Genomic DNA, 23984 nt, shown 5'->3' on the forward strand with positions numbered 1-23984 from the left:
CAAGGGGTGCGACCGTCATGACCGCAACCGATCTATCAACCTCCGTCCCCTACAGGGAGGTGACGGACGCCAACGGCCGTGTGTACCGGGTTGGCGAGACCGATATCGACATCTTGGGCCGCAAACGCAAGTGGATGGTGATCCTGCCCTGGGTGGGCATGATGGGGATCTCCTCCGCCGAGTACGCGTTCGCGTCCGCCGAGGACACCCTGCACACCGCGCACGACTGGAACAGCCTGCACATCTTCTGGATGATGACCGTCTGGGTGTTCTTCCAGGCCGCGGTCGCCTTCCCCGCGGGCAGGCTGCGTGAGAGCGGCAGACTGCCGGCCCGCTGGGCGATGATGATCGGCGCGGCGGGCACCTTCATGGGCTATCTGTCGCTGGCCCTGGCACCACACGTCGTCTTCGCCTATATCGGCTTCAGCATGCTGAGCGGCATGGGCGCGGGCATGGTGTACGCCACCTGCGTCAACATGGTGGGCAAGTGGTACCCGGAGCGAAGGGGCGGCAAGACCGGCTTCGTCAACGGCGGATTCGCCTACGGTTCGGTGCCGTTCGTCTTCCTGTTCACCGGCTACATGGACCTGACCAACTACCGCTGGGTGCTGCTCTCGGTGGGCGTTCTGCTCGCCGCGATGGTCGCGTTCGCCGGTTCCTTCTTCAAGGATCCGCCGAAGAACTGGTGGCCCGCGAGCGTCGATCCGCTCAATCCGCCGAAGGACCCGCGCGCCCGGCGTTCCCTGGAGAAGAACCCGCCGGCCGTCAAGCAGTACACCCCGCTGGAGGCCTGGCGGACCGGCCGGGTGGCACTGATGTGGTTCTGTCTGGCATGCACTTCCGGCGTGAACATCTTCGGGATCGCCTTCCAGGTGGACATCGGCGAAGAGGCCGGCTTCGCCGGCGGAATCGTCGCCGCCGCGATGTCCTTGAAGGCGCTCGTCAACGGCAGCGGGCGCGGCGTCATCGGATGGCTCTCCGACCGCTACGGCCGCAAGCAGTGTCTGCTCGCCGTGTGCGCCATCCTCGGGTGCGCCCAGTTCGGCATCCTCTGGTCGGCCGAGGCCAAGAACCTGCCGCTGTTCCTGATCTTCTCGGCGATCTCCGGTTTCGGCGGCGGCGCCATCTTCCCGATGTTCGCGGCACTCACCGCGGACTACTTCGGCGAGAACAACAACGCCACCAACTACGGCATGGTCTACAGCTCCAAGCTCGTCTCCGGACTGGGCGCGGGGATGGGCGCCGTGGTCGTCGGGGCCTGGGGGCACTCCGGTGCCTTCGTCCTGGCGGGCTGCATCTCCTTCTTCGCCGGCTTCATCGCGCTCTTCCTGTCCCAACCCGGCAGGTCCAAGTCCCGTGACATCCAACCCAACCCGCAACCGCTCGGTGAGGAGATGGCTTGATATGACGGCCGAGCCCATCGCCGCAGGCAACTCAGCGACGACCACTGGTAGCAAGTACCGAGAGATCACCGACGAGAACGGCCGCGTCTATCGCCTAGGTGAGACGGACCGCGACATCCTCGGCCATTCCCGTAAGTTCATGGTGTATCTGCCATGGGTCGCGATGATGGCCATCAGCGTTTCCGAGTACGCGTACGGTTCGGCGGAGGACACGCTGTCCAGCGCGCATGGCTGGACGCAGTCGAACACCTTCTGGATCCTGAGCATCTGGGTGTTCTTCCAGGCGGGCATCGCCTTCCCCGCGGGATGGATGCGGGAGAAGGGCATCCTGTCCGCGAAACGGGCCATGATGACCGGCTCGTTCCTGTGCATGCTCGGCTTTCTCGCCCTGTCCCATCTGAGCAATGTGTGGCTGGCGATCCTCGGCTTCGGCGTCATCGGCGGCCTCGGCTCCGGCCTCGTCTACTCGACCTGCATCAACATGGTCGGCAAATGGTTCCCGGAGCGAAAAGGCGGCAGGACGGGCTTCGTCAACGGCGGCTTCGCCTACGGGTCCCTGCCGTTCATCTTCATCTTCAACTACGCGTTCGACACGTCCAATTACCACCGGGTGCTCGACATGATCGGCGCCTACGTCCTGGTCGTGGTGCTCGTCTGCGCGTTCTACTTCAGGGACCCGCCGAAGAACTGGTGGCCGCACGACATCGACCCCCTCGCCACCTCCGGCACGGGCAAGAGCGCGAGGTCTCTCGCCAAGAACCCGCCCGCGGTGCGCCAGTACACGCCCAAGGAAGCCATCAGGACCGGCATGCTGCCGATCATGTGGTTCAGCCTCGTACTGACGGCCGGTGTGTCGATCTTCGGCATCTCGTTCCAGGTGGACTTCGCCAAGGAGGTCGGTTTCGGGCCTCTGGTCGCGGCGTCGTCGATGGGCGTCATGGCCGTCATCAACGGGGTCGGCCGTGCCGTCGTGGGCTGGATGTCGGACATCTGGGGCCGAAAGCTCAGCCTCGTGCTCGTGATCGTCGTGCTCGGGCTCGCCCAGTTCGGCGTGATCTGGGCAGGCGACATCAAGAGTGAGTGGCTGTTCCTGGTCTTCGCTTTCCTGTCCGGCTTCGGCGGCGGCGCGTTCTACCCGATGTTCGCGGCGCTGACCCCGGACTACTTCGGCGAGAACTACAACGCCACCAACTACGGGCTCGTCTACAGCGGCAAGCTCATCAGTGGCCTGTTCGGCGGCGGCCTCGGCTCGATGGTGGTCGCCGCGTGGGGCTACAACGGGGCGTACGCGCTGGCCGGCGGGATATCGATGGCTGCGGCGGCCTTCGCGCTGCTGCTGCGGCAGCCGGGCCGGGAGAAGGCGGCCGCAGCGCCTGAGCAAGTCATCGGCGCATAAAGGAAGTTCACCTACTGAGTGGGGCCCGGCCGGAAGGCCGGGCCCCACTCAGTTCTGCCGCGTCGGCGTCAGTGGTGCTACTTGCGCAGCGCCGCCAGGTTGTCGTAGCCGACCCTCGCGTACTTCAGGGACTGGCCGAGGTCGGTGGAGCTGGGCGCGTTGTCCTGCTCGACCATCGGGTTGTGGTAGTTCTTCGCGCCGACGCGGGAGAAGAAGGTGCGGTAGTCGATGACTCCCTCTCCGAACGGCACCATGTCGTAGCCCATGCCGTTGGTCGTGTTGACCGTGCCGTCCTTGGCGTGGAAGAGCGGGTAGCGCTTGTTGTGGCCACGTACGAGTGCGGCAGGGTCGAAGACGTTCTCCTGCTGGGAGCCGTCGTGGGCGGTGTAGGTGTGGAACTTGTACTGGGCGACGTGCGCCCAGAAGATGTCCATCTCCAGCCAGACCGTCTTCGGGTCGGTCACCGTGAGGAAGTACTCCAGCTTGCGGATGCCGGAGCTGCGGGTCGGCTTGCCCTGCGCGTCGAGAGGCCCGCCGTCGAGCAGGAAGCCGTACGCCGCGTCGTGGTTGTGCGTGTACAGCTTGAGCCCCGCGCCGTGGGCGATCTTGCCGAGCGCGTTCCACTTGTCGGCGGCGGCGTCCCAGTCGGACCGGTAGGCGCTGCCGGTGGGGTCGCCACCGGTGCCCATGTGGTCCATGCCGAGGATGTTGGCTATCTCCAGGTGCTTCTTGAACGTGTCGAGGTCGGGCTGGCTGAGCGGCCACGACCCCGGGATGAAGCCGTGGTTGCCCTGGGCGCGCAGGCCGTACTCGTCGAGCCAGGAGCGCAGCAGCTTGGCGCCCTCGACGGTTTCGAGGTTGGCGCCGCCGGGCGCGTTCGCGTGCTGGCCGTAGCCGGCGAACTCGACCTGCTTGTAGCCGTAGCGGGCCAGCTCCTTGAACACCTCGCGGAAGCCGGAGGGCAGGTCGGTGGCGAGCGGGTCTCTGCCGGTGGCGTCGCGCACCGTGTAGAGAATGATGCCGCGCCTGTCCGCCGGGACGAGCGCCTGGCCGGCGCCCGTGGCGGCCGCGGGCGCGGTCCGGGCGAGGGCGGGCGACGCTCCGAAGACGGGTGCGGCGACGGCGGCGGCCCCCGCGGCAGTGCAGGTGCTCAGAAAACGGCGGCGGCTGACGCCGAGAGTGCGGCGCAGGGCGTCGCCGGCTCCGGATTCATCGTTGAACGCGGTCACGGTGTCTCTCTTTCTCAGAGGTGGCCTCATGCGAGACCGGCCAGGTCGAGCAACAGCGATTTCACGTCGGTGGCCGCGACACGGCCGGTGACGGCGCGGGGGGTGGAACACAGGATGAGCGGACCGTCGGGGCTGTCGTCGCTCAAGGGGAGGCGGCCGTGGCTGCCGCGGATGGGTGAGGGATCGAGGGGCACGACCGCCATGCGGTAGCGCATGCCGAGCTTCTTGCGGGCCAGGGCTCCGGCGGCCTTCACCTTGACGTAGGGGTCCTGGGGGTCCATGAACAGCTCGACGGGGTCGTAGCCGGGCTTGCGGTGGATCTCGACGAGCTGCGCGAAGTCGGGCGCGCGGTCGTCGTCGAGCCAGTAGTAGTACGTGAACCAGGCGTCGGGCTCGGCGATGGCGACGAGTTCCCCGGAGCGCGGGTGGTCGAGATGGTGGGCCTTCTTGCCCTCGTCGTCGAGGAGCTGCTCGATGCCGGGCACGTCCTTCAGCGCCTCGCGGACCATGTCGAGGTCCTCCGGGCGGCGCACGTAGATGTGCGCGATCTGGTGGTCGGCGACCGCGAACGCCCGCGACGTCATCGGGTCGAGGTACTCCATGCCGTCCTGCGTGTGCACTTCGAGGAGTCCGGCGCGGCGCAGGGCGCGGTTGATGTCGACGGGACGCTCGACGCGGGTGATGCCGTACTCGGAGAGGGCGACGACGGTGCGGCCCTCGGCCTTCGCGTCGTCGAGGAGCGGCGCGAGGGTGGCATCGAGTTCGGCCGCCGCCCGATGCGAGCGCGGGTCGTCGGGGCCGAAGCGCTGGAGGTCGTAGTCGAGGTGGGGGACGTAGGCCAGCGCCAGGTCGGGGTGGCGGGTGGCGATGATGTGGCGGGTCGCGTCGACGATCCACCGGCTGGAGACGAGGTCGGCGCCCGGGCCCCAGAAGTGGAAGAGGGGGAACGTGCCGAGTTTCTCGGTGAGTTCGTCGTGCAGGGCCGGCGGCCTGGTGTAGCAGTCGGGTTCCTTGCGCCCGTCGGCGTAGTACACGGGCCGGGGTGTGACGGTGATGTCGGTGTCGGCGCCCATGGCGTACCACCAGCAGATGTTGGCGACCGTGTACCCGGGGTGGCTGCGGCGGGCTGCGTCCCAGAGCTTGTCGCCGGCGACGAGCCCGTTGTGCTGACGCCACAGGAGTACGTCGCCCAGCTCGCGGAAGTACCAGCCGTTGGCGACGATGCCGTGCTCGGACGGCATCGTGCCGGTGAGGAACGTCGACTGGGCGGCGCACGTGACGGCGGGCAGAACCGTGCCGAGGTGCGCCTGGGAACCCGTCCGGCCGAGCGACTTGAGGTGGGGCATGTGGTCGAGGAGGCGCGGGGTGAGGCCCACGACGTCCAGGACGAGCAGCGGGTTCGGGCCCGGTTCCGTCCGGTCGGCTGTCGTGTCCGTCTCGGGAGTTGTCATGGGAGTTCCTTCAGGCCGAGGTCCGTCAGGAGGTCGCGGGCCAGGGTGAGTTCGGCGGCGATGCCGTCGGCGAGCTGGGGGCGGGCGCGGGGGCGCAGCTCGGGCGGGAGCGCCTGCCAGGTGTACGTCTCGACCTCCAGGTGCCGGGTGAGCGGATGCGCGCCGCCGACCAGCCGCGTGAGCGTGTCCTTGAGCACCGGGAGCGTGGAGGTGAGGGGGGCCGCGGGCGCCGCGTGCAGGGGTACGTGGAAGTGGGCGCGCCAGGGCGCGGTGTCGGGGAGCGCGCCGCCGGCGAGCGCCTCGCCGAGGTCGTCGGTGCCGCGCAGCCCTTCGGGGGTGAGGGTGCGGGTCTGGTGCAGGAAGCGGGGTTCGTCGAACGCGGCGAGCGCCTCACGGACCTCGGCCCTTTCGGGGTGCTCGGCGTGCAGGGCCGCGGAGAGCTGGGACTTGACGACGGGGATCCCGGCGACGGCGAGGGCGTCGAGGGCGGTGGCCGGGTCCTCGAAGGAGGTGGCGAGATGGCAGGTGTCGACGCAGACGCCGATGCGGTCGCGGGCCACGGCCGTGAGCGGGGCGATCGCGTCGCCGGTCGTCTCGACGGTGCAGCCCGGCTCGGGTTCGAGGCCGATGCGGATGGAGCGGCCGGTCAGCTCCTCCAGGGCGTCGAGCCGCTCGGCGAGGGTGGTGAGCGCGGCGTGCGCGACGTCCCGGCGGGCCGGGTCGATGGCGGTGCGCCATGCGAGGGGCAGCGTGGAGATGGTGCCCTCGGTGATGTCGGAGGGGAGCAGCGCGGCGAGGAGGCGGGCCAGGTCGGCGGTGTGCGCGAGGCGCTCCGGGTCGGCCCAGTCGGGCTTGTACACGCGGTACTTGACCTCTTCGGCGCCGAAGCCCTCGTACGGGAAGCCGTTGAGGGTGACGACCTCGAGGCCGCGCCGGTCGAGTTCGGTGCGCAGGCCGCGCAGGGCGACGGGGTCGGTGGTGAGGGCGCGGGCGGCGTCCTTGGCGAGCCACAGGCCGATGCCGAGCCGGTCGCGGCCGAGGCGTTTGCGGACGGGTTCACAGTGGTCGCGCAGCTGGGCCAGCACGCCGTCGAGGGTCTCGGCGGGGTGGACGTTGGTGCAGTACGCGAGGTGGACGGTGGACCCGTCGGGGTGGCGGAAGCGCATCGCTCACGCCCCGCCGCGCAGGATGGAGTTCCCCTCGTGGGTGGCGTCGGTCCCCGCGACATCGAGGGCGAGCCGGCCGCTGAGGCCGTAGAACGCGACGGGGTTGCGCCACAGGACGCGGTCGACGTCGTCCTCGGTGAAGCCGGCCTTGAGCATCGCGTCGGCGACCTTGCGGGTCTTGAGGGGATCGCTCTTGCCCCAGTCGGCGGCCGAGTTGACGAGAACCTGCTCGGGTCCGTACTCGGTGAGTATCGCGACCATTCGCTCCTCGTCCATCTTGGTGTCGGGGTAGACGGAGAACCCGAGCCAGCAGCCCGCGTCCTTCGCCTCCTTCACCGTGGTCTCGTTGAGGTGGTCGATCAGGACCCGGTCGAGCGGCAGGGCCGACTCGCGTACGACGTCGAGGGTGCGGCGCAGTCCGGCGAGCTTGTCGCGGTGCGGGGTGTGCACGAGCGCGGGGAGTTCGTGGTCGGCGGCGAGCTGGAGCTGGGCGGCGAGCGCGGTGTCCTCGGCGGGGGTCATCGAGTCGTAGCCGATCTCGCCGACGGCGACGACGTTGTCCTTGACGAGGTAGCGGGGCAGCGCGTCGAGGACGGGTGCGCAGCGCGGGTCGTTCGCCTCCTTGGGGTTGAGGGCGAGAGTGCAGTGGTGGGCGATCCCGTACTGCGCGGCGCGGAAGGGCTCCCAGCCGAGGAGTGCGTCGAAGTAGTCGAAGAACGAGGCGGGCGAGGTGCGGGGCTGGCCGAGCCAGAAGGACGGCTCGACGATCGCCCGGACGCCGGCGGCGTACATGGCCTCGTAGTCGTCGGTGGTGCGCGACGTCATGTGGATGTGCGGGTCGAAGATGCGCATCAGGACTCCTCGGCCTTGTGGGGAGGCGGCGTGGTCAGGGCCAGCACGCGGTGCAGGTCGTCGGGGACGGGACGGCCCGCGGCGGTCCGCTCGTTCGCGTAGTCGCCGAGCATGCGGGCGAGTTCGGCGTCGCCGCGGGCGCGTTCGGCGAGCTCGGCGACGGCGGACACGGGCACGCCGGTGAAGAGGCACTTCAGGACGGCGTGCCGCCAGTGGTGCGCGGTGAGGTGCTCGGCGGCGTAGGGGCCGACGGCGGCGGCGACGAGCCGGGTGTCGTTCGTGCGCAGCGCGTCCTCGACGAGGGGCAGCGCTTCGGGGCCCGCGACGAGGTGGGGAAGGGCCGCGAGGACGGCGCGGCGTTCGGCGGCGGCGCCCTGTTCGTAGAGGCGGGTGAGGGTGGCGGTGTCGGCGCGGGCCGCGTGCAGGAGGACGATGCGGGCGCTGTCGGCGTGCTCGGCACCGCACCGGCGCCCGGCCTCGGCGAACCTCAACTCCCAAGTGGTGTGCGTCTGTTGCTTGCCACCGTCAGCTGCGGCGGCCTCCGCCGCGGCCTTGTCGAGCCACGTGCGGGCCGTCTCTTTGAGGGAGGCGTCGGTGCGGGCCCGGAGGGCCGCGATGCCGGGAGGTGCGTCGGTCACGGGGTGCCTCCTTCGGCGGCGGCGCGCAGGAACCGCAGGGATTCCTCGGCGAGTCGGGGTCCCGCGTGGGAGTGGCGGGGCAGTTCCACGACCGTCAGTCCCTGGTAGCCCGTGGCTTCGAGGGCTTCGAGCACCGGCGGGAAGTCGATCTCGCCGTCGCCGAACGGGAGGTGTTCGTGGACGCCCCGTCGCATGTCCTCGATCTGTACGTGCTTCAGCCAGGGAGCGGCCTCGCGCACGCAGTCGGCGGGCGGCAGCGGCTCCAGGCACTGGCAGTGGCCGATGTCCAGGGTGAGGCCGAGCGCTTCGGGGCCGCCGAACTCCTCGCGGAGGTAGTGGAAGTCGGCGAGTGTGGCCAGGAGGTGGCCGGGTTCGGGCTCGATGGCGAGCGGGACGCCGGCGGCGGAGGCCGCGTCGAGGACGGGTGCGAGCGCGTCGGCGAGCCGCTTCCACGCGGTCCCGTCGTCCGTGCGGTCCGGGGTGATGCCGCTGAAGCAGTGCACGGCGTGGGCGCCGAGGTCGGCGGCGACCTGCACGCCCCTGATGAGCAGCCGGGTGCGGGCGGCCCTCGCGTCCGGGTCGGGGTCGAGGAGCGAGGGGCCGTGCTTGCGGCGCGGGTCGAGGACGTAGCGGGCGCCCGTCTCGACGGTGACGCTCAGGCCGTGCCGGTCGAGGACGCGGGCCACCTGCCGGGTGCGGGTGGGCAGGTCGGGGACCAGGGGGTCCAGGTGCATGTGGTCGAGGGTGAGGCCGACGCCGTCGTAGCCCAGGTCGGCGAGGACCGCGAGGGCGTCCTCCAGGCGGAGGTCGGTCAGGCCGTTCGTGCCGTATCCCCAGCGGATGGTCATGTGACGCTCACCTTCGGTGCGATGCGCTGCGCGAGCGGCGCGAGGGCGGCGGTGATCAGGGCGGTCCTGGGGGCGCCGGCCCGGGCGGCGAGGGCGGCCTGGAGCGGGATCATGGCGCGGATGCCGCCGCCCACCGCCCGCTGGGTCAGGGGCGGCGAGGGGTTGAGGGCGGCGTGGAAGTAGGGGCGGGCCGCGGTGGCCGCGTAGGCGGCGGCCAGGGCGACGGTGGTGGTCCCCGACAGGCCGGGGGCGGCTGCTGCCCGCCGGCCTGCCGGGAGTCGTGGGGCGCGCCCGGTGATCCGGGTCAGCGCGAGGGTCGCGGCGAGTGCGCCCAGGGGGGCTTTGACGTCGCCGCCCTGGGTTTCGTTGCGGGACACCGCGGTGACGGCGAGCGTGTGGGCGGCCAGCGTCGTGGCCGCGGGCAGAGCCGCGCGATGCAGGCGGCCCGAGGTCGCCGCCGCTCCCAGCAGCACGTCGAGCCCCCTCGCCGCCGCCATCGCCACCGGTCCCGCGGGGGTCTTCTTCAGGCCCAGGTCGTACGCCCATACCGTCGCCGCGAGCGCGCCCGCTGCCAGGGCGGCGGGACGGCCCGCCCGGGTCGCGAGGGCCAGGCCCGCGGCGGTGAGGCCGCCCGCTGCCGCGAGGGCCGCTGCGGGGCGGATTCGCCCTGACGGCAGCGGGCGGTGCGGGCGGTCCACGGCGTCCTCGGCGCGGTCCGCCCAGTCGTTGAGGGCCATGCCCGCCTCGTAGAGGCACAGGGACGACCCGATGGCGAGGAAGGTGCCTCGGCCGGGGCGCGGGCCCACCGCGGACGCGCCCGCGAGCGCGTCGCCGGGGACCGTGAACAGGGCGGGCAGGCGCAGGAGTTCGGCCCAGGCCCGCAGGTGCCGCGTACGGCCGGTCACCGCAGGCGTCCCGCGAAACCGACCAGCGTCGCGTACTGCTCGGCGAGCGCGGGGGACGCGTCGCCGTCGGGGTCCTTGAAGTAGAAGCCGAGTTCGGGCAGGGGCCCCTCGACGCCCTTCTCGTGGGCACGCAGGAGGAGGCGGGCCAGGTCGAGGACGAGGGGGGCGGCGAGCGCGGAGTCGCAGCCCTGCCAGATCGTCTGGAGGATCATGCGGGAGCCGAGGAAGCCGTCGAAGGCGATGTGGTCCCAGGCCGTCTTCCAGTCGCCGAGCGCGGGCACGTCGTCGATGTGGACCTCGCCCTCGGGCGCGGCCCCGAGCGCGTCGGCGAGGACGCGTTCCTTGCCCGCGTTCTTCGCCGCGGCGGCGCCGGGGTCGGCGAGCGCGGCGCCGTCTCCGCCGCCGAGGAGGTTCGTGCCGGACCAGGCCCGCACGGACAGGGAGCGCTGGAGGAACATCGGCGCGAGCACGGACCGCAGGAGGGTCTGGCCGGTCTTGCCGTCACGGCCCGCGTAAGGCAGGCCGCTGGAGGCGGCGAGATCGGCGAGCGCGGGGTGATGCAGGCCGGTGGAGGGGGTGAAGTTGACGTACGGGCAGCCCGCGCGCAGGGCGGCCGCCGCGTAGAGGGAGCTGGCGGGCAGACGGCTGCTGTCGGGGGCGGGTTCCGTGGACGCCACGTTCACGACGACGGCGCCGGCGAGTCCGCCGCGGTCGGCGAAGTCCTTGATGTCGGCGGCGAACTCGGTGATGAGTTCGTCGTCGGAGCGGGCGTCCCCCGGCTGGGGGCCTCCCGGGCGTATCTCCCGGTCGGCGGCGGCGAGTTCGGCGGCGACCGCGGTCGGCAGGCCGTGCGGCAGGACGCCTCCGGCGGCGAGGTGTTCGGCGCGTTTGGGCAGCGGACAGTCGACGGTGTCGTGTCCGCCGAAGACGAGGGACGACAGCGCGGGGAGCCCGGCGCCGGCGAAGGGTTCGGTCTCGGTGACCATGCCCGTCGGGGGATGCAGGCCCGCGCCGACGGCGGCGCAGCCCGCGACCGCGGTGGTGGCGACGGAGCCACGGGCCCCGATGAGCCAGACTCCGAAGCGGGCGGTGGAGGAAGTGGGTTCGGCGGACATGGGCAGCCTCCTTGTCGTACGCGAACCTGGAGCCGGAGTTGCGGGGGTGGTGCGGGACGGCGGGCGGGGGTCCGGCGTCCCCCGCCCGCCGCCGTCTAGTGGCCGGACCCGGCGCCCGGCTTCGCGGGCAGGTCCTTGACCCGGATGTCACGGAAGGACACCTGGTCGTCGTTGCCGTGGTTCTGGATCCCGACGTACCCGTCGCGCAGGCTCCGGGCGGGGTCGGCGTTGGTGAAGTCGTTGACCTTCACGCCGTTGAGCCAGATCCGCAGGCGCTCGCCCTCGACCCGGATCTCGTACGTGTTCCACTCCCCCGGCGGGTTCAGCGCACGGTCGCGCTTCTTCACGTCGGCGGACTGGAAGCTGTAGACGGACCCGGTGGTGCGGTCGGGTGCGTCGGTCGCGTCGATCTGGACCTCGTAGCCGTTGTTCACGGCCGACCAGGGGTCGTCGGACTGCGGGAAGCCCACGAAGACACCGGAGTTGTCGTCCCCGGCCATCTTCCAGTCGAGCTTCAGGGAGTACGAGCCGAGCGGACGGCCCGCGTACCAGAGCATTCCCATGCCGCCGGCCGAGGTGAGCGTGCCGTCGTCCGAGAGCTCGAAGGAGCCGGGTCCGGCCTGCTTCCAGTCCTTGAGCGACTCTGCGGTCCCGTCGAACAGGGACGTGTAGCCGCTCTCGGGCCGGCAGTCGGCCTGCGCGGCGCCACTCGCCCAGCGGATCCCGCCGAGCAGGTGCTGCCGGAAGGCCGGGTCGGCGTACGACTCCTTGGTGTGCCCGGCGCCCGTGTAGAAGGAGCGCCCGCCCCGGTAGTTCTGGCACCAGGAGATGGGGTGGTCGCCCGCCATGGTGCCGCCGGTGTACGACGACTCGTCGAGCGAGGCGAGGACGTGGGCGTGCTCGCGCGGGTTGGAGCGGTAGTTGTACCACTCGTCGGTGCGGTTCCAGGTGCGGTCGAGGTGGGCGGTGGCCGGGTTGCCCCGGTCCTCGACCTTGACCGTGGCGGGCTGGATCGCCGGGTGGTTCTGGAAGTAGGCGCCGGCGAGGCCGCCGTAGAACGGCCAGTCGTACTCGGTGTCGGCGGCCGCGTGGACGCCGACGTAGCCGCCGCCCTTCTCGATGTAGTGCTCGAAGGCGGTCTGCTGGCCTTCGTCGAGCACGTCGCCGGTGGTGGAGAGGAAGACGACGGCGTCGTAGCGGCGCAGGTTGGCGTCGGTGAAGGCGCCGGCGTCCTCGGTGGCGTCGACGGTGAAGCCGTTGGCGGCGCCCAGGTCCTTCACGGCGGTGATCCCCTCGGGGATCGAGTCGTGGCGGAAGCCCGCGGTCTTGGAGAAGACCAGGACCCGGCCCCCCGCTCCCGCGTCCCCCGGTGAGGAGGACGCGGGAGCGGAGACACAGCCGATGAGCAGGGCGGCCGCGGAGGCCGCGAGCGCGATACGGGTGGAGGTGCGCACAGTTCTGCTCCTTCCTCAGCTGGTGGTGAAGGTGAAGTCGTCCACGTCGAAGAGGGACTCGGTGCCCGCCCCCTTGAAGACCAGGAACAGGGTCGTGGTCTTCGCGGACGCCCCGCCGAGGGTGCCGGTGACGTCCTTGTACGTCTCCCAGGACCCGGTGGGTTCGACCTTGGCGCTGCCCAGGAGCTTCCCGGTGGCGGAGCCGCTGCGGATCTCCAGGGTGCCTCCGCTGCCGGCGGACGCGACGCGGGCGCTGAACGACGTGGCGTTGTTCAGGACGTACGGCTTGAAGGAGATCCAGTCGCCGTTGTTGATGTCGCCGACCGTCTTGCCGCCGTGCGCCGGGGTGTGACCGGCGATGGTGACGCCCTTGGAGTCGCCGAAGAACTCGGCCTGGCGGTGCTTGGGCTCGGTGACGTTCTGGTCGTGCGTGGTCAGCGCGGGCTGGCCGTTCGCACCCTGGTCGGTGTACTCGGCGTCGAAGACTCCGAAGACGTTGGCGTCCGCGTCGTGCTCACTGTCCGCGGACGTCTGGATGGTCCCCTCGCAGCCGTTGGCCGACGTGACCGGGTGGCCGTGGCTGTCGTGGCCGAGGATGTGCGTGACCTTGACCTTGGAGCAGTCGATCGTCCCGTCCTCCGGGTCGGTGACCTTCACCTTGAAGGGCACCTTGTCGCCGAAGGTGAACAGCTGGCCGTCCGCGGGGAGTTCGAGGGTCACCTTGGGCGCGGTGTTGCCGACGACGAGGTGGACGTCGGCACTGCCGGTGCGGCCCGTGGAGTCCTTGGCGGTGACGGTCGCGGTGTAGGTGCCGTTCTTCTTGTACGTGTGGCTGGGCGCGGCGCCCGTGCCGCTGGTGCCGTCGCCGAAGTTCCAGGAGTACGTCAGCGCGTCGCTGTCGGCGTCGGTCGCGGTCGAGGAGAAGCGGGCCTTCAGCGGGGCCTGGCCCGAGGTCTTGTCGACCTTGGCGTCGACGACGGGCGAGTGTCCGTCGGTGGCGTTCTCGATGCGGTACAGGCCCGAGTTCTCGTCACCGCCGAACCAGGACAGGCCGTAGTCGAGGACGTACAGGGCTCCGTCGGGGCCGAACGCCATGTCCATCACCTGGGTGCCGGTCCACGGGAACGGGTTGATCTTGGTGTTCTTGCCGTCCGCGTCCAGCTCGATGCGCTTGATCCAGCGGCGGCCGAACTCACCGGCGAAGAAGTTGCCGTCGTAGGCCTCGGGGAACTTCACGGGCGAGGTGTTCGCCGCGTCGTAGCGGTAGACCGGGCCGCCCATCGGGGACTCGGAGCCGGTGCCGAACTCGGGGACGGAGCCGCCGTCATAGGGGATCCAGGCCGGCTGCGCGGCCGGCAGGTCGACGAGGCCCGTGTTGTGGGGCGAGGTGTTCTTCGGCGCGGCGCAGTCGAAGGCGGCGCCGGACGTCTTGGTGGCGAAGTCGTAGTCGATGTACGCGTCGTTGTTGCCGGTGCAGTAGGGCCAGCCGAAGTTGCCGGCTTTCGTCACGCGGTCGAACTCGACCTGGCCCGCGGGGCCGCGCTTCGGGTCGGCGGCGCCGGCGTCGGGTCCGTAGTCACCGACGTAGACGATGCCGGTCGGCTTGTCGACGCTGATCCGGAACGGGTTGCGGAAGCCCATCGCGTAGATCTCGGGGCGGGTCTTGTCGGTGCCCGGGGCGAAGAGGTTGCCGTCGGGTATGGAGTACGTGGCGTCGTCGTTGACCTTGATGCGCAGGATCTTGCCGCGCAGGTCGTTGCTGTTGCCTGCCGAACGCCGGGCGTCGTAGGCCGGGTTGCGGGTGGGCTGCTCGTCGATCGGCGTGTAGCCGTCCGAGGCGAACGGGTTGGAGTCGTCCCCCGTCGACAGGTAGAGGTTGCCCTCCTTGTCGAAGTCGATGTCGCCGCCGACGTGGCAGCAGATGCCGCGCGAGGTGGGGATCTCGAGGATCTTCTTCTCGCTGGCGTTGTCGAGGGTGCCGTCCGCGTTGAGCACGAAGCGGGAGAGCTGGTTGTGGCCGTCGAAGGGCTTGAAGTCGGCGGCGGTGCCGTCGTTCGGGGCGTCGCCCGCCGGGGTGTCGAGCGGCGGCGCGTAATAGAGGTAGATGAAGTGGTTGTCGCTGAACTTCGGGTCCACGCCGACGCCTTGGAGGCCCTCTTCGTCGTGGGAGTAGACGTCGAGCTTGCCGGCGACCTTGGTGGTGCCGTTCTCGTCGGTCAGGCGCAGGACGCCGTCGCGCGAGGTGTGCAGGACCTTGCGGTCCGGCAGGACGGCGAGCGACATGGGCTCGCCGACCTCTTCGGCGCCCTTGGCGAGGGTGACCTGCTGGAAGTCCTCCGCGGCGGCGACCGCGGTGTCGGGGGCGGGCGCCGCGCCGGCGTGCGGGGCGCCGATCGCGAGTGAGGCTCCGGCGAGAAGTGAGCCGGTGAGGAGTGCGAGTGCCTTGCGGAATCTCGGGCGTTTCCTGTGCACGGAGTTCCTCCGGAAAAGGGCGTGCGTACGGACGGGGGCATGTCGCGCATGCGCTCTGCGGGTGCGATCGGTACGCCGGGGTGCGCCGTCACCCCGGAACTGTGCGTGTCCTGTACAACATTGGACCGTAGCCACGTTTGTCCGGGACGGAAAGCCCTTGCACAGCAAAGGAGTCGACTTTCTCCCCGGGCAGGACAAACGTGGCCGCCGTGCTGCTAGTCGGAGCCGCCGAAGGCCGCGTCGAAGGACGCCGTGGGCGGCTCGAAGTCGAAGGCCTTGAGGTGCTTGAGCGCCTCCGGGGCGCCCTGGAGCCGGTCCATCCCGGCGTCCTCCCACTCGACCGAGACGGGCCCCTCGTAGTCGATGGAGCGCAGCATCCGGAAGACGTCCTCCCAGGGCACGTCGCCGTGGCCCGCGGAGACGAAGTCCCAGCCGCGGCGCGGGTCGCCCCAGGGCAGGTGCGAGCCGAGACGGCCGTTGCGGCCATCCAGGCGGCGCCGGGCCTCCTTGCAGTCGACGTGGTAGATCCGGTCACGGAAGTCCCACAGGAAGCCGACCGGGTCGAGGTCCTGCCACACGAAGTGGCTGGGGTCGAAGTTCAGGCCGAAGGCGGCCCGGTGGTCGACGGCGTCGAGGGCGCGCTGCGTGGTCCAGTAGTCGTAAGCGATCTCCGACGGGTGGACCTCGTGTGCGAACAGGACGCCGTTCTCGTCGAAGACGTCGAGGATGGGGTTCCAGCGGTCGGCGAAGTCCTGGTAGCCGCGCTCGATCATCGACTCGGGCGCGGGCGGGAACATCGCGACCAGATGCCAGATGGACGAGCCGGTGAAGCCGATGACGGTGTCGACGCCGAAGGCCGCGGCGGCCCGCGCGGTGTCCTCCATCTCGGCCGCGGCCCGCCGTCGTACTCCCTCGGCCTCGCCGTCGCCCCAGATGCGGGCCGGCAGGATCGCCCGGTGGCGCTCGTCGATGATCGCGTCGCACACCGCCTGCCCCACCAGGTGGTTGGAGACCGCCCAGCACTTGAGGCCGTACTTGTCGAGCAGGGCGCGGCGCGAGTCGAGGTAGCCGGGGTCCGCGAGGGCCTTGTCGACCTCGAAGTGGTCGCCCCAGCAGGCGAGTTCGAGGCCGTCGTAGCCGAAGTCGCGGGCCAGCCTGCACACCTCTTCGAGCGGCAGGTCGGCCCACTGTCCGGTGAACAGGGTGAACTGGCGTGGCATGAGCCGTGCCTCCTCAGACCGGGATGGGGGTGTAGACGGAGTTCTTGAGCGCGCTCTCCTCCACGGCGGCGAGCACGCGCTGCACGCGCAGGCCCTCGGCGAAGGAGGGTTCGGGCTGTTGGCCGGACGCGACGGCGTGGACCAGATCGCGGGCCTGGTGCACGAAGGTGTGCTCGTAGCCGAGGCCGTGGCCCGGCGGCCACCAGGCCTCCAGGTAGGGGTGGCCGGGCTCGGTGACGAGGATGCGGCGGAATCCTGCGCTGTCCCCGGGTTCGGTGTGGTCGTGGAACGAGAGCTCGTTGAGGCGCTCCAGGTCGAAGGCCAACGAGCCCTTCTCGCCGTTGAGTTCGATGCGCAGGGCGTTCTTGCGGCCGGTGGCGAACCGGGTCGCCTCGAAGGAGCCGAGCGCCCCGGAGGCGAAGCGGGCCGTGAAGAGCGCCGCGTCGTCGACCGTCACCGGGCCGCGCCCGGTCCCGGCGTCGCCCGCCGCGAGCCCGGCCGACGCCCCTACGGAGTCCTTGAGGACCGGCCGTTCCCGTACGAACGTCTCCGTGAGCGCGGAGACGCCGACGAGGGGCTCCCCCGCCAGGTACTGCGCGAGGTCGACGGCGTGCGCGCCCAGGTCGCCCAGGGCGCCCGAGCCCGCGTACTCCTTCTTCAGCCGCCACGTGAGCGGGAAGTCGGGGTCGACGAGCCAGTCCTGGAGGTAGGAGACGCGGACGTGGCGCAGGGCGCCGATGCGGCCCTCCTCGACCATGCGGCGGGCGAGCGCGGTGGCGGGTACGCGCCGGTAGTTGAATCCGGCCATCGCCAGCTGGCCGCGCGCACGGGCACGTTCGGCCGCCTCGACCATTGCCTCGGCCTCGTCCACCGTGTTGGCGAGCGGCTTCTCGCACAGGACGTGCTTGCCCGCCTCCAGGGCCGCGACGGCGATCTCCGCATGACTGTCGCCCGGGGTGCAGATGTCGACGACGTCGACGTCCTCGCGGGCGATCAGCGCCCGCCAGTCCGTCTCCGCCGCGGCCCAGCCGAGCCGGTCGGCCGCGGCTCGGACGGCCTGCCCGTCCCTGCCGCAGACGGCCGCGAGGACCGGTCGCAGCGGCAGGTCGAAGACGCGGCCCACGGTGCGCCAGCCCTGGGAGTGGGCGGCGCCCATGAAGGCGTAGCCGACCATGCCGACACCCAGGGGGCGCGGTCCGGCCCCGGGCTCCTCAGTCGTGCCCATGCAGTAGTCCTCCTCGTCGACGCCGGTCCCGCGAGATGCGCTGTGGGGGCGTCCATCACTTGAAGCCGGTCGGCATGTACTGGGCGACGTTGTCCTTGTCGACGACCGCCGAGAAGAGCGTCACGTGGGCCGGGATCTCGAACTCGGCCATGCCGCTGACGCCCTTGCCCTGGCCGAGGGCGCGCGCGAGGTCGATCGCGGAGGCGGCCATGGTCGGCGGGTAGAGGACGGTCGCCTTGAGGACGCTGTTGCCTGCCTCGATGGCCTGCATGGCGGAGAGCGCTCCGGCGCCGCCGACCATGAGGAAGTCGTCGCGGCCGGCCTGCTTGATGGCGCGCAGGGCGCCGACACCCTGGTCGTCGTCGTGGTTCCACAAGGCGTCGAAGTTCTTCTGCGCCTGGAGGAGCTGCGCCATCTTCGACTGCCCCGACTCGACGGTGAACTCGGCGGCCTGGCGGGCGACCTTCTTGATGTTCGGGAAGTTCTTCAGGGCGTCGTCGAAGCCCTGGCTGCGCTGCTTGGTGAGCTCCAGGTTGTCGAGGCCCGCGAGCTCGACGACCTTGGCGTTCTTCTTGTCCTTGAGCTGCTCGCCGATGTAGTTGCCGGCGCTCAGGCCCATGCCGTAGTTGTCGCCGCCGATCCAGCAGCGGTAGGCCTGCGGGGTGTTGAAGATCCGGTCGAGGTTGACCACGGGGATCCCGGCGCGCATCGCCTTCAGGCCGACCTGGGTGAGGGCCTTGCCGTCGGCCGGCAGGATCACCAGGACGTCGACCTTCTTGTTGATGAGCGTCTCGACCTGCCCGATCTGCGCGGCGGTGTCGTTCGAGCCCTCCGTCGCCTCCAGGGTGACGTCGGAGTACTTCTTCGCGCGTTCCGTGGCGTTGTCGTTGATCGCGTTCAGCCAGCCGTGGTCGGCCTGCGGTCCCGCGAACCCGATGGTGACGTGCTTGCCCGGCTTGTCGTCCGCGGCGGGCTTGTCGTTCGCCGCGGGCTTCGCCTCCTTGGGCTCGTTGCTCGTGCAGGCGGTGAGCAGTCCGCCCGTGGTGACGGCGGCTGCCGCCCCGAAGAGCAGTCCTCTGCGGCTCGTGGTCTCTGGCATGTCGGTGGGCCCTTCCCGAGTCAAGAAGTGGTGGTGGAGGTGCGTCGCTGGACCAGGACCGCGGCGACGATGATCGCCCCCTTGGCGATCTCCTGGACGTCGCTCTGCAGATTGTTGAGCGCGAAGATGTTGGTGATCGTGGTGAAGATCAGTACGCCGAGCACGGAGCCGGTGATGGTGCCCCGGCCGCCGGTCAGCAGGGTGCCGCCGATGATCGCGGCGGCGATGGCGTCGAGTTCGTAGAGGTTGCCGTTCGTGTTCTGTCCCGATCCGGCGAGGACGATCAGGAGGAAGGCCGCGATGCCGCAGCACAGGCCCGACAGGAGGTAGAGGTAGAGGCGCTGGCGGCGTACGTCGATGCCGGCGAGCCGCGCGGCCTCGGCGTTGCCGCCGACGGCGACGGAGCGGCGGCCGAACGTCGTACGGTTCAGGACCAGCCAGCCGACGACCGTGACGGCGGCGAAGACTAGGACGAGCGGCGGGATGCCGAGGATGTAGGCGTCGCGCTCGCCGAGCTTGAGGACGCTGTCCACGGACACGGTCTGGGTCTTGCCGTCGGTGATCTGGAGGGCGAGACCGCGGCCCGACGCGAGCATCGCGAGGGTGGCGATGAAGGGGACCATGCCGCCGTACGCGATCAGCAGCCCGTTGACCAGTCCGCAGCCGACGCCCACGACGACGGCGGTGAACAGGATTCCGGCGAAGCCGTAGTCCTGGGTCGCGACGGTGGTCGCCCAGACGCTCGCGAGGGCGACGATCGCGCCGACCGACAGGTCGATGCCGCCGGAGATGATCACGAAGGTCATGCCGACGGTGACGACCCCGATGACGGACGCCTGCGTGAGGATCAGCTGCACGTTGTTCGTGTCGAGGAACGAGTCGGGCTGGGTGATGCCGCCGATCAGGACCAGGGCGGCGAGCACGCCCACCAGGGACAGGGTCCGCACGTCCGGGCGGAACCCTCTCGGGCGGGGGCCGGCGGGCGTGGTCTTCGGGGTGGCGGGCCGGGCGGGGGATGCGGGCTGGGTCATGGTGCCGGGCTCCCTTCGGGTACGGGTTGTCTGTGGCTGAGCGCGCCACGCGGCGGAGCCGCATATGTTGTGGCCCCGCGCCCCTGATCGGGTGGGTGGCTGGTGCGTGCGGCGGCTTTCCGGGTGCAGGCCGGTGGGGGCTTGTCGCGCCCACGCGGCGGAGCCGCATATGTAGCGGCCCCGCGCCCCTATCGGCCCCCTGCGAGGACCAGGTCGAGCACTCTGTGTTCGTCCAGGTCCGCCGCCGGCGACTCGTGGATCACGGCGCCCTCCCTCAGCACCAGGACCCGGTCCGCGAGGCCGAGGACCTCGGGGACCTCGCTGGAGACCATGAGGACGGCGAGGCCGTCGTCGGCGAGGCGGCGGATGACGGCGTAGAGCTCGGCGCGGGCGCCGACGTCCACGCCCCGGGTCGGCTCGTCGAGGAGGAGGACGCGGCAGCCGCGCAGCAGCCAGCGGGCGAGTACGGCCTTTTGCTGGTTGCCCCCGGAGAGGGTGCGCACCGGCGCGGACGGGTTGTCGGGGCGCAGGGACAGCTCTCGGGTCGCGGCCCGCGCGGCGTCGAGTTCCTTGCCGCGGTCGAGCCAGCCTCCGTACGAGAAGCGGGACATGGAGGAGACGGAGACGTTGCGGGTGACGGACTCCAGCATGAGGAGGGCCTGCGCCTTGCGCTCCTCGGGGGCGAGGCCGAGCCCGGCGCGGACGGCGGCGCGTACGCTGCCGGGCCGCAGCACCTGTCCGTCGACGACGACTTGTCCGGTACTGGCCTTGCGCGCGCCGTAGATCGTCTCCAGGATCTCGGAGCGTCCCGAGCCGACGAGGCCCGCGAGACCGACGATCTCGCCGGGCCGCAGTTCGAGGTCGAGCGGTGCGAACTCCCCTTGCCGGGACAGGCCTTTGACGGTGAGGACGGGTTCGGCGAGCGGGGGTGCCGTCGGTCGCTCGGGGAACACGTACTCGACGTTCCGGCCGGTCATGAGGGCGACCACGTCGCGGGTCGGCGTCTCCTTCGCGGGCAGTCCGCCCGCGACCGCCCGGCCGTCCTTGAGGACGGTGACGCGGTCGCCGATCCGGCGGATCTCCTCCAGGCGGTGCGAGATGTAGACGACGGCGACGCCGTCGGCGGTGAGGGAGTCGACGATGCGGAAGAGGTTGTCGACCTCGTCCGGGTCGAGGGCGGCCGAGGGTTCGTCCATGACGATGAGACGGACGTCGTGGGAGAGCGCGCGGGCCATGGACACGATCTGCTGCTGGGCCGCCGAGAGATCGCCGACGAGCGTGCCCGGACCGATCTCGCCGTGCCCAAGTCGCTTGAGGAGTGCGGCGGTTGTGGTGCGGGCGTCGCGTCCGCGGACCACGAAACCGGCGGTGGTCGGCTCGTGTCCGAGGTAGACGTTCTCGGCGACGGACAGTCCCTCCACCAGGTCGAGTTCCTGGTAGATGGTGGCGATGCCGAGGCGCATCGCGGCGATGGGCGACTTGAGCACCGTGCGCTCGCCGCGCCAGGTGATCGTACCGTCGTCGGGCTGGTGGGCGCCGGCGAGGACCTTGATGAGGGTGGACTTCCCCGCGCCGTTCTGGCCGAGGAGGCAGTGCACCTCACCGGCCAGGACCTCCAGGTCCACGCCGTCGAGGGCGCGGACGCCGGGGAACGACTTGGTGATGCCGGACATGGTGAGCAGGGGTGGTTCCGGTGCCATGAGTGATCCCCTCGGCGGATGCGGGCCGGTGTCAGGGCAGGGCGAAGCTGAACGCCGTACTGGTGTGGTGATCGCGTGCGGTGTTGCGCCGGGCGGTGTTACGCCGGTGAGAACAGGTGGTCGCTGATCAGGCGGGCCGCGCCGATGACTCCGGCGGTGGGGCCGAGCTCGCCCAGGACGATGGGGAGGTTGCCGGTCGCCAGGGGCAGCGACTGGCGGTAGACCTGGGTGCGCAGGGCGGCGAGCAGCGTGTGACCGAGGCCGGTCACGCCACCTCCGATCACCACGAGGCCCGGATTGAAGAAGCTGACGAGTGAGGCGATGACCTGCCCGGTACGGTTGCCGCCCTCGCGGATGAGATCGAGTGCGGTGGCGTCCCCGGCGGCCGCCGCGACGGCCACGTCGGCGGCGCTGAGTTTCCCGGCCGCTTCGAGCAGGGCGGCGAGTTCGCCGGAGCGGCCCTCGCGGGCGGCCTCCTCCGCATCGCGGGCGAGTGCCGCGCCGCTGAAGTAGGCCTCCAGGCAGCCCTTGTTGCCGCAGGCGCACTGGCGTCCGTCGGGCTCGACCTGGATGTGTCCGATGTCGCCGGCGCTGCCCGTCGTACCGCGGTAGACCTCTCCGCCGACGACGATGCCGCAGCCGATGCCCGTGCCGATCTTGACGCAGAGGAAGTCGCGTGCGGAGCGGGCGACGCCCGCGTGCTGCTCCCCCATCGCCATCAGGTTCACGTCGTTGTCGACCATGACCGGGCAGCCGAGTTCCTGGCTGAGGGCCTCGCGGACGGGGAACCCGTCCCAGCCCGGCATGATCGGCGGCGCGACCGGCACACCCTCGGGGAACCTGACGGGTCCGGGGACGCCGATCCCGGCTCCGTCGAACCCTTCGGCGAGCCCGGAGGCCCTCAACTTGGCGGCCATCGCGAGCACTTGCTCGAAGACGGCGACCGGTCCCTCACGGACGTCCAGGGGCTGGTTGATGTGCCCGAGAACTTCCAGTTCGGCGTTGGTGACGGCGACGTCGACCGAGGTCGCGCCGATGTCGACGCCGAGGAAACGCAGTTCGGGGGCGAGCCTGATGTTGTGGGAGCGGCGCCCGCCGCGCGAGGCGGCGAGTCCGTCGGCCACGACCAGGCCCGTCTCCAGGAGCCGGTCCACCTCGACGGCCAGCTTCGACCGCGAGAGGTCGATCTGATCGCCCAGCTGGGCACGGGAGTTGGGTCCGCCGTCTCGCAGCAGACGCAACAGGCGCGCCTGGTGCGCGTTCGCGGGTCGAGCCGTCATGCGTCTCACGTGCCCCTCACCGCCTCACCGGGCCGCCTGTCGTCCCGTCTTCGGGCTTTCGAGGGGAACGTAGCAGTGCTTGCCGGGAGTGGGAAGAAGTTGCGCAGCAATTACCCATGACTTTCTCCAGTGACAGGACAAAGAGTCGGGAGGGAGGATCCGCGTACCCTGTCGCTCGCACAACTGAAGGACGTCTCAAGGGGGTTGGCATGACGGAGAGCACGCGCGCGCCGGCGGAGCGGGAACGGCCCGCCGCGCGGAGAGGGGATCAGCCCGCCGCGGAACTGCGGGTCAGCACGCTGGAGCTCTTCTTCGACCTCGTCTTCGTCTTCACCCTGACGCAGATCACCGTGCTGCTCGCGCACGACCTGTCGTTCGCCACGGCGGGCCGGGTCGTCCTCGTCTTCGTCGTGCTGTTCTGGATGTACGGCGCCTACGCCTACCTGACCAACCAGGTGCCGCCCGACCGGCCCTCACGCCGGCTGCTGCTCATCGTCGGGATGGGCGCGTTCCTGGTGTGCGCGCTCGCCGTCCCGCGCGCCTTCACCGACGGCGGCGTGGTCTTCGGCCTCGGGTTCCTGCTCGTCGTCGTGGTGCACAGCGCGCTGTACACGCGCAGCCACGGCCGTGACGTGATCTGGTACGCGGTGCCGAACGCGCTGGCCGCGCTGTCCGTGACGACGGCCGGGTGCTTCCACGGGCTCGCCGCCGACGCGTGGTGGGTGCTCGCGATCCTGCTGCAGATCGTGACGCCGTTCCTGGCGCAGGCCGGTCCCCGCCGCCACGGCGGGCGCACGACGGACGACCTCAGGGGTCAGCTCGGCGGACTGGAGCCGGGGCACTTCGTGGAGCGCCACGGCCTGCTCCTGATCATCGCGTTCGGCGAATCCGTCATCGCGATCGGCATCGGCATCGGCGACCAGCCGCTGACGGTGGGCCTGTTCGGGGGCGCGTTCCTGGCACTGGCGGTCGCGGTCGCACTGTGGTGGACGTACTTCGTACGGGACGAGGGCGCGGCCGAGGAGACGTTCCGGGCAACGTCGCCGGCACGCCGGTTCCGCCTCGCGATGAACGCGTACTACTACGCCTTCCTGCCGATGCTGCTCGGCGTCGCGTTCCTCGCGGCGGGCGTGAAGAAGTCGCTCGGGCACCTCGGTGAGCATCTGCACACCGGGCCCGCGCTCGCGCTCGCGGGCGGTGTCGCGCTGTTCCTGGCCGGCGACGTCGCGTTCAGGGCCGCGATGCGGCTCTCCCCGCTGGCCTTCAGAGCGGCCGCCGTGCCGGTGGTGCTCGGCGCGGCGCTGCTCGGGACGCACGTGGCCGCCGTGGCGGAACTCGTCGCGCTCGTCGTGATCCTTGTGGCGATGCTGGCCGCGGAGGCGCGGGCCTGTCGGGGCGTTCCCTCGGACGACGGGTCGTCCGTGGCTGGTCGCGCCCACGCGGCGGAGCCGCATATGTAGCGGTCCCGCGCCCCTTCCAGGGACGCGCCCCGACAGTGAT

19 protein-coding genes are annotated in these 23984 nt (G+C 70.8%); 3 read left to right on the top strand and 16 right to left on the bottom strand.

Annotated features, from left to right (window positions below; genetic code table 11):
* Positions 1 to 17 precede the first annotated feature (17 nt).
* Positions 18 to 1403 (top strand): OFA family MFS transporter, encoded by a 1386-nt coding sequence (locus tag OG456_RS06360; protein WP_266558050.1) that lies wholly within the window; start codon positions 18 to 20, stop codon positions 1401 to 1403.
* A gap of 1 nt (position 1404) precedes the next feature.
* Positions 1405 to 2799, top strand: coding sequence for an OFA family MFS transporter (locus tag OG456_RS06365; protein WP_266558052.1), 1395 nt, complete (start codon positions 1405 to 1407; stop codon positions 2797 to 2799).
* A gap of 77 nt (positions 2800 to 2876) precedes the next feature.
* Here the strand turns inward: OG456_RS06365 and OG456_RS06370 are convergent, their stop codons facing one another.
* From OG456_RS06370 to OG456_RS06445, 16 genes are all read right to left on the bottom strand, one after another.
* Positions 2877 to 4028 carry a sugar phosphate isomerase/epimerase gene (locus tag OG456_RS06370; RefSeq protein ID WP_266558055.1) on the bottom strand — a complete coding sequence of 384 codons (1152 nt, stop codon included), beginning with the start codon at positions 4026 to 4028 and terminating at the stop codon, positions 2877 to 2879.
* A 26-nt stretch (positions 4029 to 4054) separates the two neighbouring features.
* Complete coding sequence (locus OG456_RS06375; protein ID WP_266558057.1) at positions 4055 to 5479, bottom strand: nucleotide pyrophosphatase/phosphodiesterase family protein; 1425 nt, start codon at positions 5477 to 5479, stop codon at positions 4055 to 4057.
* Positions 5476 to 6645, bottom strand: a complete 1170-nt coding sequence (gene eboE / locus OG456_RS06380) for a metabolite traffic protein EboE (protein WP_266558059.1) — start codon at positions 6643 to 6645, stop codon at positions 5476 to 5478. Before eboE ends, OG456_RS06375 begins: the two co-directional genes overlap by 4 nt.
* Before the next feature lie 3 nt (positions 6646 to 6648).
* Positions 6649 to 7497: a TatD family hydrolase gene (locus tag OG456_RS06385; protein ID WP_266558061.1), complete on the bottom strand. Its 849-nt coding sequence runs from the start codon at positions 7495 to 7497 to the stop codon at positions 6649 to 6651.
* The gene (locus OG456_RS06390) at positions 7497 to 8114 is read right to left on the bottom strand and encodes an EboA domain-containing protein (RefSeq protein ID WP_266569089.1); all 618 of its coding nucleotides are present in this window, start codon (positions 8112 to 8114) and stop codon (positions 7497 to 7499) included. The genes OG456_RS06385 and OG456_RS06390 overlap by 1 nt, the downstream gene beginning before the upstream one ends.
* 17 nt (positions 8115 to 8131) lie before the next feature.
* Positions 8132 to 8983, bottom strand: coding sequence for a sugar phosphate isomerase/epimerase (locus OG456_RS06395; RefSeq protein WP_266558063.1), 852 nt, complete (start codon positions 8981 to 8983; stop codon positions 8132 to 8134).
* Complete coding sequence (locus tag OG456_RS06400; protein ID WP_266558065.1) at positions 8980 to 9888, bottom strand: SCO3242 family prenyltransferase; 909 nt, start codon at positions 9886 to 9888, stop codon at positions 8980 to 8982. Before OG456_RS06400 ends, OG456_RS06395 begins: the two co-directional genes overlap by 4 nt.
* Positions 9885 to 11003, bottom strand: coding sequence for an inositol-3-phosphate synthase (locus OG456_RS06405; RefSeq protein WP_266558067.1), 1119 nt, complete (start codon positions 11001 to 11003; stop codon positions 9885 to 9887). Before OG456_RS06405 ends, OG456_RS06400 begins: the two co-directional genes overlap by 4 nt.
* A 95-nt stretch (positions 11004 to 11098) precedes the next feature.
* Complete coding sequence (locus tag OG456_RS06410; RefSeq protein ID WP_266558074.1) at positions 11099 to 12457, bottom strand: ThuA domain-containing protein; 1359 nt, start codon at positions 12455 to 12457, stop codon at positions 11099 to 11101.
* Positions 12458 to 12472: 15 nt separating this feature from the next.
* Positions 12473 to 14929 carry a PQQ-dependent sugar dehydrogenase gene (locus OG456_RS06415; protein WP_266558076.1) on the bottom strand — a complete coding sequence of 819 codons (2457 nt, stop codon included), beginning with the start codon at positions 14927 to 14929 and terminating at the stop codon, positions 12473 to 12475.
* Positions 14930 to 15144: 215 nt separating this feature from the next.
* Positions 15145 to 16149 carry a sugar phosphate isomerase/epimerase gene (locus tag OG456_RS06420; protein WP_266558078.1) on the bottom strand — a complete coding sequence of 335 codons (1005 nt, stop codon included), beginning with the start codon at positions 16147 to 16149 and terminating at the stop codon, positions 15145 to 15147.
* A 13-nt stretch (positions 16150 to 16162) separates the two neighbouring features.
* Positions 16163 to 17374 carry a Gfo/Idh/MocA family protein gene (locus tag OG456_RS06425; protein WP_266558080.1) on the bottom strand — a complete coding sequence of 404 codons (1212 nt, stop codon included), beginning with the start codon at positions 17372 to 17374 and terminating at the stop codon, positions 16163 to 16165.
* 55 nt (positions 17375 to 17429) lie between these two features.
* Entirely contained in the window at positions 17430 to 18473 is a 1044-nt protein-coding gene (locus OG456_RS06430) for a substrate-binding domain-containing protein (protein ID WP_266558082.1), read from the bottom strand.
* A 20-nt stretch (positions 18474 to 18493) separates the two neighbouring features.
* Positions 18494 to 19504 (bottom strand): ABC transporter permease, encoded by a 1011-nt coding sequence (locus OG456_RS06435; protein ID WP_266558084.1) that lies wholly within the window; start codon positions 19502 to 19504, stop codon positions 18494 to 18496.
* Between the two features lie 188 nt (positions 19505 to 19692).
* Positions 19693 to 21204, bottom strand: a complete 1512-nt coding sequence (locus tag OG456_RS06440) for a sugar ABC transporter ATP-binding protein (protein WP_266558086.1) — start codon at positions 21202 to 21204, stop codon at positions 19693 to 19695.
* Positions 21205 to 21302: 98 nt separating this feature from the next.
* Positions 21303 to 22484: an ROK family transcriptional regulator gene (locus OG456_RS06445; protein ID WP_266558088.1), complete on the bottom strand. Its 1182-nt coding sequence runs from the start codon at positions 22482 to 22484 to the stop codon at positions 21303 to 21305.
* 209 nt (positions 22485 to 22693) lie between these two features.
* On the opposite strand from OG456_RS06445, the gene OG456_RS06450 reads away from it, so the two are divergent.
* Positions 22694 to 23944: a low temperature requirement protein A gene (locus OG456_RS06450; RefSeq protein ID WP_266558090.1), complete on the top strand. Its 1251-nt coding sequence runs from the start codon at positions 22694 to 22696 to the stop codon at positions 23942 to 23944.
* Positions 23945 to 23984: the final 40 nt, after the last annotated feature.

Source organism: Streptomyces sp. NBC_01446 (assembly GCF_026340095.1).
Lineage (GTDB): Bacteria > Actinomycetota > Actinomycetes > Streptomycetales > Streptomycetaceae > Streptomyces > Streptomyces aureus.